Source organism: Acidobacteriota bacterium (assembly GCA_012729555.1).
In the GTDB taxonomy this organism is placed as follows: domain Bacteria; phylum Acidobacteriota; class UBA6911; order UBA6911; family UBA6911; genus UBA6911.
The window spans coordinates 34,661-50,109 of the sequence record JAAYCX010000047.1; the positions used below are offsets into that span (position 1 = coordinate 34,661).

The window sequence follows — 15,449 nt, forward strand, 5'->3', positions numbered from 1 at the left end:
AATCGCCATTTTTCCTGTCCTGGCGTCCGGCACGGGGGGGGCTCATGGATGTTTACAGCATACTCGATCAGGCACGGTTTTTCGACGGCATTTCCGAGGCCAGCAAGAGAATCCTGACCCGGTTCTGCCGGCCGCTCGAGCGCCCCCGGCAGTCGGTGCTGTTCCGGGAGGGGGAGACGGGGGAGGCGATGTACCTGCTGGCGCGGGGGCGCATCTCGCTGGGCAAGGTGTCGGAAGCGGGGGACGAAACCGTCATCAAGGTGCTCAAGCCGGGCGAGGCCTTCGCGGAAGTGGTCCTGTTCGAACGGAGGGTGTACCCGGTGACGGCGGTGGCGCTCACCGACGTCCTCGTGATGCGGATCCTGCGGCGCGACATGCTCGACCTGCTCGGCCAGGAGGATTTCCGCAACGATTTCATCGCCATGCTCCTTCGCAAGCAGCGGTACCTCACCGACCGGATCCAGCACCTGACGCGCCACGATGTCGCCGAGCGGCTGCGGGCGTTTCTGGCGGAGCAGTACGGGGAGAGGCTCGACATCCGGGTGGAAATGAACAAGAAACAGCTGGCCGCCGCCATCGGCGCCACCCCGGAGACCCTGTCGCGGCTGCTTCAGGACCTGAAGCGGCGCGGGCTCCTCTCCTGGAAGCAGAGCGAGATCAGGGTTTCCCCCCGATTCTGGAAGCCGGATGCGTGACCCCGGTCTCCCCGGCGGGGCCCTCCGGGGCCGCGCCCCCCGCCATGCGGGAAAGGCGGCGCAGTTCGCGGACCACCATGGCGTAGGTGACGACGAACGCGACCACGTCGGACACCGGAAAGGAGAGCCAGACCCCCCGCAGCCCGAGCAGTTTCGACAGGAGGATCACCGCGGGGATCAGGAACAGGACCTGGCGCGAGAAGGCGAGGAAGATGGCGGGTTTCGCCTTTCCGATCGCCTGGAAGAGGCTGGTCCCGATGTTCTGATACCCGACCAGCGGGAGGCCGAGGACCAGCCAGCGCATGGCCGAGGACCCCATCTCGATGAGCTTCGGGTCGGTGCTGAATATGCCGAGGATGGGCGCCGGGAAGGCGAGGAACACCGCGAAGCCGACCAGGGCCAGGGCGGTGGTGCTCCGGTTCGCCAGGCTGAGCCCCTCCCGGATGCGGTCGAACTGGCGGGCGCCGTAATTGAACCCGAGGATCGGCTGCACCCCCTGGGCGATGCCGATCATGGGCATGAAGACGAAGCTGATGATGCGGAAGATGATGCCGAACGCGGCGATCGGGAGTTCCCCCCCCAGGGCGCGGAGGATGTTGTTGAAGATGGCCGAGGTCACGCTCATGGCCGCCGTCCGGGCGAAGTCGGAGGAGCCCACGGCGAAGATCTCCCGGACGATGGGTGACCGGAGCCGCATGTGGCCCCAGTCCAGCCGGATCTCGCTCTTGCCGCTCCGCAGGTAGAGGAGGAGAAAGACGCAGGACGCGCCCATGGAGATCACCGTGGCGATGGCGGCGCCCTTGACGCCCAGGTCCAGGGCGATGATGAAGATGGGGTCGAGAATGACGTTGAGGATGCCGCCGATCAGGAGGGTGTTCATGGCGACCTTGGCGTTTCCCTCCGCCCGGGCGGCCGAACTGGCGACCATGGAAAAGGTGAACAGGGGGCTCCCCATCAGGATCACCGTGATGTAATCGGTGGCGTAGGGCATCAGGGCGTCGTTGGCTCCGAACAGGCGCAGGAGGGGGGTGACGCCGGCGAGGCCGGCGGCGGCGCACGCGACGCCGGTGACGAGGGAAAGGAGGATCATGTTCCCGAGCGCGGTGGAGGCGCCTTCGTGGTCCCGCTCCCCCATGCGGCGGGAAAGGATGGAGGCCCCCCCGATCCCGATCGTCATCCCGATTCCCATGACGATCATCTGGATGGGGAAGGCGACGGCCGTCCCCCCGATGCCGAGGGTCCCGGTGTAGCGTCCCACGAAGAACGTGTCCACGATGTTGTACAGCCCGTGGACCATCATCCCGATGATGGCGGGGAAGGACAGTTTCCACAGGAGCCTGCCGATCCTTTCGCGCGCAAGCATGTCGCTTCGGGTTTTGATCTCCCTGTCTTCCCTCACTGGTTCCCTTCTTCCGGGCGAGCGGTCCCGCAGGCAAAAAAAGGGGTATTATATCTTCTTTGGGGGCGCGGCCAAGGAGCAATTACCGGGATTCGCGTTCGCGCAGGATCGAAAGCCCCTCATCGGCCCCGTCGCGGGCGGCCCGGGTGATTTCGTCGGCCTCGTGGACGAGGTTCCAGAGCGCTTCCTTCCGCTTCTCTTCCGAGAGCCGCCTGAGCTCCTGGAGCGGCTTGAGGAGGTCTCCGGTCCGGCCCTTGAGCCTCCTGAGCGCCGTGGGGATGTCGCCCTTCGCCCTCTTCGGTTCCTGGAAGGCGTCGTCCACCGCCAACATCACGCTGCGGAGGATCCGGAGATAGTCCTCGAGCAGATCCTCGGCCGTGAGCAGCTCAAGCGGGTCCCCCTCCCGAGGTTCCTCGCCCGTCAGCCGCTCATCGGCCGAACGGAGGCGCCGCCCGGCCGCGTCCATGTAGATATTCACCCGGGCGTCGATGCCCGGGCTCTCGCGCAGGATCTCGATCTCCTTTTCGGTGAGGAAGTCCCGGGCAGGGGCGCACGGCGCCGGAACGATGAGGAAAACGAGCAGCGGTGCCAGGCATTTGACGAACATCGCACTCCCCTCCGATCGAGCCGTCCGGGGGGCTATCTCCCCAGGAACAGGATCTCCATGAATCCCTTGCGGACCTCCTCCGCTTCGAGGAGAAAGGCGTCGAAGGCGTCGGCCAGTTCGATCGGTGACTTGATCTTCAGGTCCCGCATGCCGTCGACCGATTTGCGCACCTGGATCTCGTACTTGATGAGGCGCTTCGATTTCTTGCGGTCCGGCGGGGTGTTGGCGCCGATGTCTTCGAGCGACCGCCCGAGCAGGGAGGCCCAGGTTTCGAGTGCGGCCGGTATCGCCCCGAAAGCGTCCTTTCCCGCCATCCGCTCGATCTCCTCCCGCATCCTCTTGGACGCGGATTCGTAGACCCGGATCCTGTCGTCCAGGCTGTCGGCGCGGGCGAGCCGGGCGCTCTCCGAAGGGGTGAACAGCGGCTTCTCCTCCGGTGCGAGCCCCTCCGCAGGGGGGAGCCCCTCCGCAGGGGGGAGCCCCTCCGGCGGGGAGCCGAGCAGCAGCGCGAGAAACAGTGAGAGCGCAAACGTCATGACCGTCACATCTTGGCCGGCACCTCGCAGCCGAGCAGATCGAGCGCTTTTTCGAGCTGGCGGCGGACCAGATCCGCCACCAGCAGGAGATGGCTCTTCTTCAGCGGGTCCGTTTCCGAAAGAATATGGTGTTTATGATAGAAGAGATTGAACTTCTGTGCCAGCGAGAAAGCGTATTTGCACAGCTGGCCCAGTTCCAGGTTCTGGGAGATCTGGCGCACGATTTCGGGGAAGCGCGCCGCCTGGCAGACGAGGTCCCAGATTTCGTCGTTTTCGTCCAGAAACGCGTCCAGCCCGGGGAACTCTCCCTCCAGCGCCGGCGCCCTTTCCCCCGACTCCTCGAGCTTTCGGAAGATGTTGCCCGCCCGCACGGCGGCGTACTGAACGTAGGGGCCCGTTTCCCCGTCGAAGCTGAGCGCCTCCCTGAGATCGAAGGCGATGACGGTGTTGCGGGAAAAACGGAGCAGGAAATAGCGCAGGGCGCCCACGGCGATCGTCCGCGCGATCCGCCGCGCCTCCTCTTCGGGCAGGGAGTGCCGCGCCCGGACCTCTCCGAGGGCCTTTTCCTCGAGCGCGTCGAGCAGGTCGTCGGCCTTGACCCCCAGCCCCTTCCGCCCGGACACCTCGACGTAGGGGCGTTTCCGGTCCTCGTCGGAAAGGGGGAAGCCGAGTTCGTCGCAGCATGCCGGGCTGAGGGCGACCATTTCGTAGGAAAAGTGAATCGAGTTGTCCGCCTGGGCCGTGTACCCGAGCGCCCGCAACCCCTGGACCACGATCGACTGCAGGTAGGCCTGTCGGCTGTCGATGACGTTGTAGACGCGCTCGGCATGCCCGAACCGGGGCGCATCGGCGCCGCCCCCCTCCGCGACGGTGATCCAGAGCGGGTGCCCGGGTCCTCCCGGGTGCCCGGGTTCGCCCGGGTGCCCGGTCTCCCGGGGGTACCTCCGGTACTGGAAATCCAGGCCCAGCAGCCCGAATTTCCAGAGCTGGTAGGCGATGTCCTTGCCGACGTAGGTGACGGTCCCGTCGGATCGGACGATGATCTTCTCGTCGTCTTCCGCCTCCGCGCGCGCCGCCTCCGGTTGCGTCTCGCCGGTGTTCATGACCCAGCAGCCGCGGTTTTTTCCCTCGTCGACGTAGTAGACGGCCCCCCGCTCCTTCAGGAGCCGGAAGGCGGTGTCCCAGAAGTGCAGGTGGAGGATTTCGCTTTCGCGCGGGAGGAGGTCGTACCGGACGTTGATGCGCTCCATGGTCGCCAGGTGGGCGTCGACGATGCGCATCGCCACGTGCTCGGCCAGCTCCGCGGTGGGGTTGCCCCCCGCCTCCACCGCCTGCAGCGTCCGGCTGCGCCACTGTTTGTTTTCCTCCGACCGCTGGTAGAAATCGGACACCTGGGCGTAGACGTCCCAGCAGAAATAGTCGAATTTCCCCCCGATCGCGGCCACCTCCGCGAGCGTCCGGTTCTGCATCCGCTCGAGTCCCACGACGACGTCGGCGACCTGGACGCCGGTGTTGTCGAGATAGTTCTGCGCCTCGACCTGCCGCCCCAGGAACCGGAGACAGCGGACGAAGGAATCCCCCAGGGTGGCGTTGCGCAGATGCCCGATGTGGGCCGCCTTGTTGGGGTTGATGTTGGTGTGTTCGACGATGATCTTGCCGCCCGGGTCCGGTTCCGTTTCGCGCCCGAACCGCTTCCGCCCGATGCTGCGCGCCAGGAGGCGCGCCAGGGACCCCCGGTCGAGATGGAAGTTCAGATACCCCCCGCCGGCGACATCCACCCTCCCGATCCCGGGGAGGCTCCCGGCGTCCGCGGCCAGTTCCCCGGCGATCTGGGCGGGCGGGCGCCGCACCTTGCGGGCCAGGTCGAAGGCCACGGGAAGCGCCAGTTCGCCCAGCTCGATCTTCGGGGGGACCGTGAAACTCAGGGAGTCGTACCGGATGCCGTATCTTTCGGAAATGCTTCGCAGCAAGGTCTTTTCGAGGTTTCTGGTAATGGTCAGCAGCATGGGTGTCTTTCCGTCCTTGGTCTGTTTGCCGTCGAGCGACGGCATCCATGATACACGATTCCTCCACCCGGTTACAGGCCGCGGGGGGTGTGCGCGGGCCACGGCGGCGCGGCGGGGCTTCCGCAACGGCCGCCTTGACTTGGGGGCGGTTGGCCCATAGACTCAGTCTGAAAGTTTGGAGAGGAGTAGGTGTGGGCACGGTACCCTCGGTTTCCACGGACACGATTCTGTTCATCGAACCGGTTTCGGGCGCTAGCGGTGACATGTTCATCGGCGCGCTGCTCGACCTCGGTTTCGGTTTCGGGGAGCTGCGGGAGAAGCTTCGGCTCCTCCCCCTCGAGGGGTACGAGCTCGCGACCGAGAAGCTCCTCCGCTGCGGGATCCAGGCGACCCGGTTCCACGTGAAGGTGGAGCACTCGCACCATCACCGGACCTTCAAGGGCATCCGGGAGATGATAGCGTCGAGCCCCCTGTCGCCCTGGGTCCGGGAGAGGTCGATCGACGCCTTCCGGGTCCTGGCCGGGGCCGAGGGGGCGATCCACGGCCTCCCCCCGGAAGAGGTCCATTTCCACGAGGTCGGCGCGGTCGATTCGATCGTGGATATCGTGGGGACGATGATCGCCATGGAGCCGCTCCGCTCCGCCCGCGTCGTTTCCTCCGCCGTGAACGTGGGGAAGGGGACGCTCCAGTGCCAGCACGGCACCTACCCGGTTCCCGGCCCGGCGGCCCAGGCGCTGCTCCGTAACGTCCCGGTCTTTTCCAACAGCGTCGACGGGGAACTGACCACCCCGACGGGGGCGGCGCTGCTCGTCACGCTCGTCGGGAGTTTCGGCGACCGCCCGGCGATGAGGATCTCGGCCACGGGGTACGGGGCCGGGACCCGCGAGACTCCGGGGAACGCGAATGTCCTGAGGATGAGCCTGGGCGAGCCGGCCGCCGCGGCGGCCCCCGGGCCCGACGAGCAGGTGGCGGTGATCGAGGCGACGATCGACGACATGAGCCCGCAGCTTTACGGCCATTTCCTGGAGAAGGCCCTCGAGGCGGGGGCCCTGGACGTTTACGCGACCCCGGTGCAGATGAAGAAGAACCGGCCGGGACAGAAGGTGACGTGCGTGTGCGCCCCCGGGGAGATCGATCGCATGACGGCGCTGATGTTCCGGGAGACCACCACGATCGGGGTGCGCTGCACCCTGCAGCGGCGCCGGACGCTCCGGCGCGAGTTCGTGAAGGTCGAAACGCCCTTCGGCCCCGTCGCCGTGAAGCGATCGCTCCTCGACGGGCGGGAGGTCAACTTCGTGCCCGAATTTGAAGACTGCCGCCGCCTGGCCGACCTGGCCGGCGCCGCCCTGAAGGAGGTCCAGGCCGCGGCCGTGCACGCATATCTCGGGGCCCGGGTCGATCCGGGGAACCCCGTCGGGAAGGACATCGAATGAGTGAAGAAACGCCGAATCCGGTCAAGAGTGAAGAGACGCCGAACAGGATCGGCATCGAGGAGTTTGCCAGGGTGCAGTTGCGGGTGGGGCAGGTGCTGGAGGCGGAAAAGATCGAAGGTTCCCGCAAGCTCCTGAAGCTCAGGGTGGATATCGGGACGGAGGTGCGCCAGGTCGTGGCGGGGATCGCCGAGGCCTACGAACCGGAAAGCCTGCTCAGCAGGAAGATAGTGATCGTGGCCAACCTGAAGCCGGCCAGGCTCATGGGGGTCGAATCCGACGGCATGGTGGTCGCGGCCACCGCGGACGGGAAACCGGTCCTGGCCACCTTCGCCGAGGACGTTCCGAACGGCGCCTTGCTCAAATAGACGGGACCGGGGGCTCCTTGACTCCTCACGAAATCTACAGACTGATCGAAAGCGGAATGGCCGAGGTCGAGGCGGAGCTCGCGCGCCAGTCCAGTTCCGTGATCCCCCTGGTTCACGATATCGGGCAGTACGTGTGCCACGGCGGCGGCAAGCGGGTGCGCCCCGCCATTCTGCTGCTCGGGGCGCAGATGTGCGGCTACGACGGCCCGGTCGGGCCCCGGCTGGGCGCGGTGGTGGAAATGATCCACGCCGCCACGCTGGTCCACGACGACATCATCGACAACGCCTCCACGCGCCGCGGCCGGCCGAGCGTCAACGCCCGGTGGGGGAACGAAATCACCGTGCTGATGGGGGACTGGCTGTACATGACCTCCTTCCGCCTGGCGCTGGGGGAGCGCCGGATCGAGGTGATGGACGTCCTCATCGAGGTCACGCGCAAGATGGTGGAGGGGGAGCTCATCCAACTCACCCTGAACGGCAATCTGGACATCACCGAGGCGCAGCACCTGGATATCTCGACCCGCAAGACGGCCGTGCTTTTCTCCGCCTGCTCCCAGCTCGGCGGGGTCCTGGGCGCGGTCGGGAAGGAGGGGGAGGAGAGGCTGAGGCTGTACGGGCTCAACGTCGGGCTGGCGTTCCAGTTGGTCGACGACGTGCTGGATCTCACCTCGGACGAGACGACGCTGGGCAAGCCGGTACGGAGCGACCTCAAGGAGGGAAAGCTGACGCTCCCCCTGATTTACCTGATGCGGGAGGGGGACCCCGGGCACCGGGAACTGATACGGAATGTCCTGCAATCGGCGAACCCGGACGCGGAGGGGCAGGAAAGGATCTCGCGCCTGGTGCGGGAGCACCGGACGGCCGAACGCGTCATGGAAAAGGCCCAGGATTACGCCCGCAAGGCCAAAGCGTGCCTCGAAGGTTTCCCCCCGGGCCGGGCCCGGGAGGCCCTCCTCTCCATCCCCGATTTCCTCGTGGAACGCGACCGCTGACCCCTCACGGAAGGTCCTCGATGAAGATGCGCTTCCGTTCGTAGGGCGCGGACCCGGAAACCTCGTCCGACATCTGGTCGGTGACCTCGGGCTCGGGGAACCGCTCGACCGGCGTGCCCTCGAGGATCTCGCGCATGCAGTCGATCCAGATCGGCAGGGCGACGGCGGAGCCGGACTGCCGGTTTCCCAGGTTGCGCGTCTTGTCGTACCCAACCCAGACGGCGGCCGTCAGCGAGGGGGTGAACCCCACGAACCACGCATCGGTGAAGTCGTTCGTCGTTCCCGTCTTCCCGCCGATCGGCCGGCCGAGGCCCCTGGCCGCTCTCGCGGTGCCGTTTTGAACCACGTTCTCGAGCACTCCCAGCATCGCGGCCGCGTGATGCGGTTGGAGCACCCGGTGGACCTGCGGCTCGTGCTCCTCCCTTTTCACGCGGTCGTAGTCTTCGACCCGGCGCAGGAACCAGGGCTGGGCCTGGTTCCCCAGGTTGGGGAAGACCGTGAAGGCCGAGGCCATTTCGAGCGGCGTGGCTTCGCAGGCGCCGAGCGCCAGCGGCAGGTAGGGGTCGAGCGGTCCGGCGAGGCCGAACCGGCGCGCCATGACGACGACGTTCTTGATCCCGATCATGGACGCCACCTTGACCGTCGGGACGTTGCGCGATTCCGTCAGGGCCTGCCGGACGGTGATCTCCCCCTTGAACACGCCGTCGTAATTCCGGGGGCTCCAGGGGCGCCCGTCCGATGAGTCGAAGCTGACCGGGGTGTCGAGCAGGGGGCTCTCGGGCCCGAGGCCCTGTTCGAAAGCGGCCGAGTAGACGATCGGCTTGAAGGTCGATCCGACCTGGCGCATGGCCTGGGTCGCCCGGTTGAATTCGCTCGAGGCGAAATCGTAGCCCCCCACCAGGGCACGGACCTTCCCCGTGGCGTTTTCGAGGATGACCAGGGCCCCCTCCACCTCCGGTTGCTGCTCGAGCCGGAGGGCGGCGCTCAGCGTGCCCTCGTCCAGCGACACGATCCGGAACCAGGCCAGGTCCCCCGCCCCGAGGATGGCGCCGGGGGCCTTGGCCCCCGTCCAGGCGATCTCCCGGGCTCCGATTTCGGCGCGGTAACTCCCGATGCGCACGGCGGCCGTGGCGCCGCCGACCTCCTCGACCAGTCCGACGACGATGTCGCCCGGGCGCAGGGGGGTGCGCCATCCCGGGTGCTCGTAGGCGCCCGCGTCGGCGGAAGCGTCCGCGAAGGCGTTCCCGATGGGACCCCGCCACCCGGTCCTCTTGTCAAACTCGCGGAGCCCTTCGGCGAGCGCCCGGCGGGCCGCGGTCTGCATGCGGATGTCGAGGGTGGTGTAGACCCGCATCCCCCTTCTCCAGATCTCGTCGGTCGAATAGCGGCCGGCCAGCGTCTCCCGCACCCACTCCACGAAATGCGGGGCCAGGTCGCGTTCGTTCCGGCGGGGGGGGGCGAGCACGATCGGCTTTTTCTTCGTCTCCTCGGCCAGTTGGAGGGAGATCATCCGCTCGTCCGCCATCCGGTCGAGCACCAGGTTCCGCCGGGCCATGGCCTCCCGTGGGTGCCTGCGCGGGTTGTACCTCCCCGGGCTGCGCGGCAGCCCGGCGATCAGGGCGCATTCCTCGAGCGTCAGTTCCTTCGGCTGTTTCCCGAAGTAATAGTCCGCCGCCGCCGCGACGCCGTAGATGCCGGGGCCCATGTTGTGCAGGTTGGCGTAGAGCGTCAGGATCTGGTGCTTCGAGTAGCGTTTTTCGATTTTCCAGGCGATCAGGATGTCCTTGATCTTGCGGTCCCAGGTCTTTTCGTAGCGGCCGGTGAGCATGCGGGCCAGCTGCAGCGTTATGGTGCTGGCCCCTTTGCCGATGGGAAAGCTGCGGCGGATCGTGTCCTTCACGACGGCCCTGAGGATGGAGTAGTAGTTGAGCCCCGAGTGGTTGTAGAACTGGGCGTCTTCGACCGCGATGATGGCCAGCTGAAGGTAGGGGGGGATCTCCTCGAAAGAGACGATGATGCGCCTTTCGACGGCGAATTCGCCGATGACGCTGTCGTCGGCGGAATAGATGCTCGTGATGACGTCGGGACGGTAATCCTCGAGACTCTGGATCGGGGGGAGGTTGTACTCGTAGCCCAGAAAAATCCCCAGCCCCAGCCCGGCCGTGATGAAGAGGAGGGCCAGGAAGAGGAAGAAACCCCATAGCCCGAGCCTGTCCCTGCGGGCCGACAGTGTGCCGTCTGCTTTTTTTCCGGAGGCCGTCATCGGAACGGCATTATAGCACAGCTCCTTCAGTTCGGGGCGTCCGAAGCCTCCTCCGGCGGGCGGGGCGCGGAGTCGGAACCGGGGGACCCGAGAAACGTCACGCGGGAGGCGACGACGTCGGTGAAATAATGCTTCTCCCCCGGACCCTTTTCCCAGCAGCGGGTCTGAAGCGAGCCCTCCACGCAGACCAGGCGTCCCTTCTTGAGGTACTGGTTGCAGAGCCCCGCGACCTTGCCGAACACCACCACCCGGTGCCACTCGGCCGTCTTCTCGGCGTTGTTGCCCCGGTAGCCGTCGGTGGCCAGGCTGAAGCTGGACACGCAGGTGCCCCCCGCCGTGGTCCGTTCTTCCGGGTCTTTCCCCAGCCTTCCGATGAGCAGGACTTTGTTGATGGTTCCCATGACGCCTCCTCCTTTCCCTATATAAATGAAACGGAGCCGATTTGAGCCAAAAAATCGCTCCCGGCGGCCCGCGTTGGCCCTTGCGGCCGGCGGCCGGAAACCTGTAACCTCTGGGGAATGAGGTACGATTTCGACGAAAGGGTCGACCGCCGGGGGAGCGACAGCGTCAAGTGGTCGCACTATCCCGGGGACGTCCTCCCCCTGTGGGTGGCGGACATGGATTTCCGCTCCCCGCAGCCGGTCATCGAGGCGCTCAGGGAACGGGCGGAGCATGGGATCTTCGGCTACAGCCGGCCGTCCCCCAGGCTGACACAGTTGCTGCGCGCCCGGCTGGGGAAGCTCTACGGCTGGGAGGTGGCGGAGCCCGACGTCGTCTATCTCCCCGGCATCGTCACAGGCCTCAACGTGGCCATCCAGGCCTTTACCGCCCCGGGGGAGGGGGTGCTGGCGCAGCCGCCGGTCTATTTCCACCTCCTGCGGGACCCGGTGCAGCACGGGCGGGTGCTGGCGGACCCGCCCCTGGCCCCGAGCGGCGACGGCTACGAGATCGATTTCGAGCGTTTCGAACGGGCGATCACCCCCGCGACCCGTCTCTTCCTCCTCTGCAACCCCCACAACCCCGTCGGGCGCGTCTGGACCAGGGCCGAACTGGAGACGCTGGCGGAAATCTGCCTCCGCCACCGGCTCGTTCTCTGCTCGGATGAAATCCACTGCGAGCTCCTCTACCCCCCGCACCGCCATATTCCGATCGCCACGCTCGACCGGGAGGTGGCGGACCGCACCGTCACCCTGATGGCGCCCAGCAAGACCTACAACATCGCCGGGCTCGATTGCGGTTTTGCCGTCATCCCCAACCCGCGGCTGCGGCGGCGCTGGATGGAGGTGAGCGCCGGAATCGTACCGTGGGTCAACATCATGGGGCATACGGCGGCGCTCGCGGCCCTGTCCGAGGGGGAGGAGTGGCTCGGCCAGGCGCTCGCCTACCTGCGGGCCAACCGGGACTTCCTGTCCGGGTTCCTGCCGCGGGAGATCCCCCGGGTCCGGATGTGCCGGGTGGAAGCCACCTACCTCGCCTGGCTCGACTGCTCCGCGGCCGGGGTGGCGGGAAAATTGTCCGAATTTTTCCTCGAGCGGGGGAGGGTGGCGCTCAGCGACGGGACCGATTTCGGGAAGGGGGGGGAGGGTTTTGTCCGGCTGAATTTCGCCTGTCCCCGGGAAAAACTGGCCGAAGCGCTCAGGCGGATGAAAAAAGCGCTGGAAATTTCCTAAATTTTTCGGGGACGGGGCGAATTCCGGGGGATTCCCGGGCCGGCCCGGATAAAAGAATCTCCAAATATTTCATTTGCTTGACAGGATTAGGGGGCTTTGCTATATTCGTCAGGTTTTTCGCTGTATCCGGCACGGCTCGGAAATACTGTAATGGTGGAGTTTTTCTGGCCGTGCGTTGACTTTTATAAGGAGAGCAAAGTTTGCCGACCTTCAATCAGCTGGTAAGATCTGGCCGAAAGAAGATTCGTTACAAGACGAAGAGTCCGGCTTTGCAGGGGAGTCCTCAGCGGAGGGGAGTATGCACGAGGGTGTACACATCTACGCCCAAAAAGCCAAACTCTGCTCTGCGAAAAGTTGCGCGTGTCCGGCTGACCAACGGGATCGAGGTTACGACCTACATCCCGGGGATCGGGCACAACCTGCAGGAGCACTCCATCGTGTTGATTCGCGGTGGGCGTGTCAAGGACCTCCCCGGGGTTCGGTATCATGTGGTTCGTGGGACGCTGGATTCGGTTGGAGTTCAGGATCGCAAGAATTCCCGTTCCAAGTATGGTGCCAAGCGGCCTAAAAGCTAATCACTTCTTCATAACCACTGTTTCAGGGCGAGCGATCTGCTCCCGACAATGATCCTCAATCGGCCCCCGCGGGGGGGCCGACGGGATTCGGTATCGACGGGCGTGCCGACCCTGTGCAGTTGAGTATGCGCAGATCTTGGGGAGAATCTTTAAGTATGCCGAGGCGAAGAGAAATACCGAAGAGAGAGGCGCTGCCCGATCCGATTTACGGAAGCACCCTCATCAGCAAGTTTGTCAATTGCATGATGATCCAGGGCAAGAAAAGCGTTGCCGAAGGAGCCTTCTACGGCAGTCTCGATATTGTCAAGGAAAGGACCAAGGACGATCCCGTCAAGGTCTTCAAGAAGGCGATGGACAACGTCAAGCCTCTCCTGGAAGTGAAGTCGCGCCGCGTGGGCGGGGCGACCTATCAGGTGCCGATCGAGGTCGCCGCCGACCGCAGGACCTCGCTGGCGATCCGGTGGATCATTCTGAACGCCCGGAACCGCGGCGAGAAGACCATGCGTGAAAAGCTGGCCGCCGAGATCCTGGACGCCTCGAACAACCGCGGCGGCGCCATCAAGAAAAAGGAAGACACGCACCGGATGGCGGAGGCCAACAAGGCTTTTGCCCATTATCGCTGGTAATTTGTGCATTTCCGCTTTCAAGTGGAAGCGGATAAAGAGGTTTCCTCTGTGGGACGCTTGGTACCCTTAGAACGGACTCGGAATATCGGCATCATGGCCCACATCGATGCCGGTAAGACCACGACCACCGAGCGCGTTCTCTATTACACGGGAATCACGCACAGGCTGGGCGAGGTGCACGAGGGTACGGCTACCATGGACTGGATGGAGCAGGAGCAGGAGCGGGGGATCACGATCACGTCCGCCGCCACCACCTGCTTCTGGAAGGACCACCGGGTCAACATCATCGACACGCCCGGCCACGTCGATTTCACCGCCGAGGTGGAACGCAGCCTGCGGGTGCTCGACGGCGCGGTGGGGATCTTCGGGTCGGTCGAGGGGGTGGAGCCGCAATCGGAGACGGTGTGGCGCCAGGCGGACAAGTACCGCGTGCCCCGCATCGGTTTCGTGAACAAGATGGACCGGACCGGGGCGGACTTTCCCCGGGTGCTGGACATGATGCGCTCGCGGCTCGGCACCGTGCCCGTGGCGATCCAGCTGCCGCTCGGGGCGGAGGATGCCTTCCGCGGCATCATCGACCTGGTCGCGAAAAAGGCCATCGTCTTCAACGAGGAGACCCTCGGGTCGGACTTCGCGATGGAAGAGATTCCGGCTGAGTACGAGGCGGAAGCGGCCGCCTACCGGGACCGGATGATCGAAACGGCCTCGGAGGCCGACGACGGGCTGATGGAGAAGTACCTGGAAGGGAAACCGGTCACGGAGGAGGAACTCCGGCGGGCCCTGCGCAAGGGGACGATAGAGCTGAAATTCGTGCCCGTCCTCTGCGGTTCGGCCTTCAAGAACAAGGGGATCCAGCAGCTGCTCGACGCCATTATCGCCTATCTTCCGTCGCCGCTGGACGTTCCGCCGGTGACGGGCGTCGCCGGGGAGGGGGAGACCCCGCCGGTGAGGCGCGCCTCGGACGAGGAGCCCTTTGCCGGGCTGATCTTCAAGATCATGACCGACCCCTTCGTCGGGCACCTGGCCTTCTTCCGGGTGTACTCGGGGAAGCTCCAGTCGGGGAGCGGCATCTATAATTCCACCCGGGATTCGGTGGATCGGGTGGGACGGCTGCTGAAGATGCACGCCAACAAGCGGGAGGAGATCAAGGAAGTCTACTCGGGCGACATCGCCGCGGCCGTCGGGCTCAAGAACGTCTCGACCGGCGACACGATCTGCGACCGGCGGCATCCCGTCGTTCTCGAGGCCATCGAGTTCCCGGCTCCCGTGATTTCGGTCGCCGTCGAGCCGAAGACCAAGAGCGACCAGGAGAAACTGGGCATTTCGCTGGAAAAGCTGATCCGTGAGGATCCCACCTTCAAGGTGCATACGGACCCGGACACGGGCCAGACGATCCTCTCGGGGATGGGGGAACTGCACCTGGAAATCCTGGTGGACCGGATGATCCGGGAATTCGGAGTGGCCGCCAACATCGGCAGGCCGCAGGTGGCGTACCGGGAGACCATCCGCCAGCGGGCGGAAGCCGAAGGAAAATTCGTGCGGCAAACCGGGGGGCGCGGGCAGTACGGTCATGTTAAAATCATCCTGGAGCCGGCCGAGGCCGGGTCCGGCTGCGAGTTCGTCAACGAGATCGTGGGCGGCGCCATCCCGAGGGAATACATCGCCCCGGTGGAAAGCGGCATCCGCGAGGCCCTGACCGCGGGCGTGCTGGCGGGGTACGAAACGGTCGACGTGAAGGTCACGCTCACGGACGGCTCCTACCACGAGGTGGATTCCTCGGAAATGGCGTTCAAGATCGCCGGCTCCATGGCCCTCAAGGACGCCGCGAAGCGGGCCCGTCCCGTCCTGCTGGAACCGATGATGCGGGTGGAGGTCGTGGTCCCGGAAGAGTACATGGGGAGCGTGACCGGGGACCTGCATTCCCGCCGGGGGCGGGTCGAGTCGGCGGAAAACAGGCTGGGCTCGACCGTGATTCAATGCAGGGTGCCGCTTTCGGAAATGTTCGGCTATTCGACCGATCTGCGTTCCATGACCCAGGGGCGGGCGACCTACTCGATGCACTTCTCCCATTACGAGGAAGCGCCCAAGACGGTCAGCGAAGAGGTGATTTCGAAGATCCGCGGAAAGTCGTCAGTCAACTAGGTTCGGAGGGAGATATGGCCAAGGAGAAATTTGATCGCAGCAAACCGCATGTCAACATCGGGACGATCGGACACATCGATCACGGCAAGACGACCTTGACCGCGGCGATCACGATAGTGATGAACAAGCTGGATCCGAAG

At 65.4% G+C, this 15,449-nt stretch carries 15 protein-coding genes; 9 read left to right on the plus strand and 6 right to left on the minus strand.

Annotation, left to right across the window (positions count from 1 at the left end):
* The first annotated feature begins 44 nt into the window (after nt 1–44).
* Entirely contained in the window at nt 45–695 is a 651-nt protein-coding gene (locus tag GXY47_09605; GenBank protein NLV31398.1) for a Crp/Fnr family transcriptional regulator, read from the plus strand.
* Here GXY47_09605 and GXY47_09610 read toward each other — a convergent pair.
* The 4 genes from GXY47_09610 to argS form a co-directional block, all read right to left on the minus strand.
* Nucleotides 658–2,058, minus strand: coding sequence for an MATE family efflux transporter (locus GXY47_09610; GenBank protein ID NLV31399.1), 1,401 nt, complete (start codon nt 2,056–2,058; stop codon nt 658–660). The genes GXY47_09605 and GXY47_09610 overlap by 38 nt on opposite strands.
* A gap of 118 nt (nt 2,059–2,176) precedes the next feature.
* Nucleotides 2,177–2,701 carry a hypothetical protein gene (locus GXY47_09615; protein ID NLV31400.1) on the minus strand — a complete coding sequence of 175 codons (525 nt, stop codon included), beginning with the start codon at nt 2,699–2,701 and terminating at the stop codon, nt 2,177–2,179.
* Nucleotides 2,702–2,733: 32 nt separating this feature from the next.
* Nucleotides 2,734–3,237 (minus strand): hypothetical protein, encoded by a 504-nt coding sequence (locus tag GXY47_09620; protein ID NLV31401.1) that lies wholly within the window; start codon nt 3,235–3,237, stop codon nt 2,734–2,736.
* Nucleotides 3,238–3,242: 5 nt separating this feature from the next.
* Nucleotides 3,243–5,243: an arginine--tRNA ligase gene (argS, locus tag GXY47_09625; GenBank protein NLV31402.1), complete on the minus strand. Its 2,001-nt coding sequence runs from the start codon at nt 5,241–5,243 to the stop codon at nt 3,243–3,245.
* 191 nt (nt 5,244–5,434) lie between these two features.
* Here argS and larC point away from each other — a divergent pair, with 191 nt between their 5' ends.
* The 3 genes from larC to GXY47_09640 are packed head-to-tail and all read left to right on the plus strand — an operon-like array spanning nt 5,435 to nt 8,033.
* Entirely contained in the window at nt 5,435–6,676 is a 1,242-nt protein-coding gene (gene larC / locus GXY47_09630) for a nickel pincer cofactor biosynthesis protein LarC (protein NLV31403.1), read from the plus strand.
* The gene (metG, locus tag GXY47_09635) at nt 6,673–7,041 is read left to right on the plus strand and encodes a methionine--tRNA ligase subunit beta (GenBank protein ID NLV31404.1); all 369 of its coding nucleotides are present in this window, start codon (nt 6,673–6,675) and stop codon (nt 7,039–7,041) included. Before larC ends, metG begins: the two co-directional genes overlap by 4 nt.
* A 56-nt stretch (nt 7,042–7,097) precedes the next feature.
* Nucleotides 7,098–8,033 (plus strand): polyprenyl synthetase family protein, encoded by a 936-nt coding sequence (locus tag GXY47_09640; protein ID NLV31405.1) that lies wholly within the window; start codon nt 7,098–7,100, stop codon nt 8,031–8,033.
* 4 nt (nt 8,034–8,037) lie between these two features.
* Here GXY47_09640 and GXY47_09645 read toward each other — a convergent pair whose 3' ends face one another.
* Both GXY47_09645 and GXY47_09650 read right to left on the minus strand, forming a co-directional pair.
* Nucleotides 8,038–10,296, minus strand: coding sequence for a PBP1A family penicillin-binding protein (locus GXY47_09645; GenBank protein NLV31406.1), 2,259 nt, complete (start codon nt 10,294–10,296; stop codon nt 8,038–8,040).
* A 26-nt stretch (nt 10,297–10,322) separates the two neighbouring features.
* Nucleotides 10,323–10,697, minus strand: a complete 375-nt coding sequence (locus GXY47_09650) for a single-stranded DNA-binding protein (GenBank protein NLV31407.1) — start codon at nt 10,695–10,697, stop codon at nt 10,323–10,325.
* A gap of 117 nt (nt 10,698–10,814) precedes the next feature.
* Between GXY47_09650 and GXY47_09655 the strand changes: the two genes are divergently transcribed.
* From GXY47_09655 to tuf, 5 genes are all read left to right on the plus strand, one after another.
* Entirely contained in the window at nt 10,815–11,966 is a 1,152-nt protein-coding gene (locus tag GXY47_09655; protein NLV31408.1) for a putative C-S lyase, read from the plus strand.
* A gap of 200 nt (nt 11,967–12,166) precedes the next feature.
* Nucleotides 12,167–12,541, plus strand: a complete 375-nt coding sequence (locus GXY47_09660; GenBank protein NLV31409.1) for a 30S ribosomal protein S12 — start codon at nt 12,167–12,169, stop codon at nt 12,539–12,541.
* A gap of 155 nt (nt 12,542–12,696) precedes the next feature.
* On the plus strand, nt 12,697–13,167 hold the full coding sequence (gene rpsG / locus GXY47_09665) for a 30S ribosomal protein S7 (protein ID NLV31410.1): 471 nt from the start codon (nt 12,697–12,699) through the stop codon (nt 13,165–13,167).
* Nucleotides 13,168–13,215: 48 nt separating this feature from the next.
* A complete protein-coding gene (gene fusA, locus GXY47_09670) occupies nt 13,216–15,309 on the plus strand; it encodes an elongation factor G (GenBank protein ID NLV31411.1) in 2,094 nt (697 codons plus the stop codon).
* Between the two features lie 14 nt (nt 15,310–15,323).
* The coding region (gene tuf, locus GXY47_09675; protein ID NLV31412.1) for an elongation factor Tu at nt 15,324–15,449 on the plus strand (126 nt) is incomplete at its 3' end.

Excerpts from the sequence above, each read along its gene's own strand:
- GXY47_09605 (NLV31398.1), top strand. The coding sequence starts at position 45 with ATGGATGTTTACAGCATACTCGATCAGGCACGGTTTTTCGACGGCATT.
- GXY47_09610 (NLV31399.1), bottom strand. The coding sequence starts at position 2,058 with ATGCTTGCGCGCGAAAGGATCGGCAGGCTCCTGTGGAAACTGTCCTTC.
- GXY47_09615 (NLV31400.1), bottom strand. The coding sequence starts at position 2,701 with ATGTTCGTCAAATGCCTGGCACCGCTGCTCGTTTTCCTCATCGTTCCG.
- GXY47_09620 (NLV31401.1), bottom strand. The coding sequence starts at position 3,237 with ATGACGTTTGCGCTCTCACTGTTTCTCGCGCTGCTGCTCGGCTCCCCG.
- argS (NLV31402.1), bottom strand. The coding sequence starts at position 5,243 with ATGCTGCTGACCATTACCAGAAACCTCGAAAAGACCTTGCTGCGAAGC.
- metG (NLV31404.1), top strand. The coding sequence starts at position 6,673 with ATGAGTGAAGAAACGCCGAATCCGGTCAAGAGTGAAGAGACGCCGAAC.
- GXY47_09640 (NLV31405.1), top strand. The coding sequence starts at position 7,098 with ATGGCCGAGGTCGAGGCGGAGCTCGCGCGCCAGTCCAGTTCCGTGATC.
- GXY47_09645 (NLV31406.1), bottom strand. The coding sequence starts at position 10,296 with ATGACGGCCTCCGGAAAAAAAGCAGACGGCACACTGTCGGCCCGCAGG.
- GXY47_09650 (NLV31407.1), bottom strand. The coding sequence starts at position 10,697 with ATGGGAACCATCAACAAAGTCCTGCTCATCGGAAGGCTGGGGAAAGAC.
- GXY47_09655 (NLV31408.1), top strand. The coding sequence starts at position 10,815 with ATGAGGTACGATTTCGACGAAAGGGTCGACCGCCGGGGGAGCGACAGC.
- rpsG (NLV31410.1), top strand. The coding sequence starts at position 12,697 with ATGCCGAGGCGAAGAGAAATACCGAAGAGAGAGGCGCTGCCCGATCCG.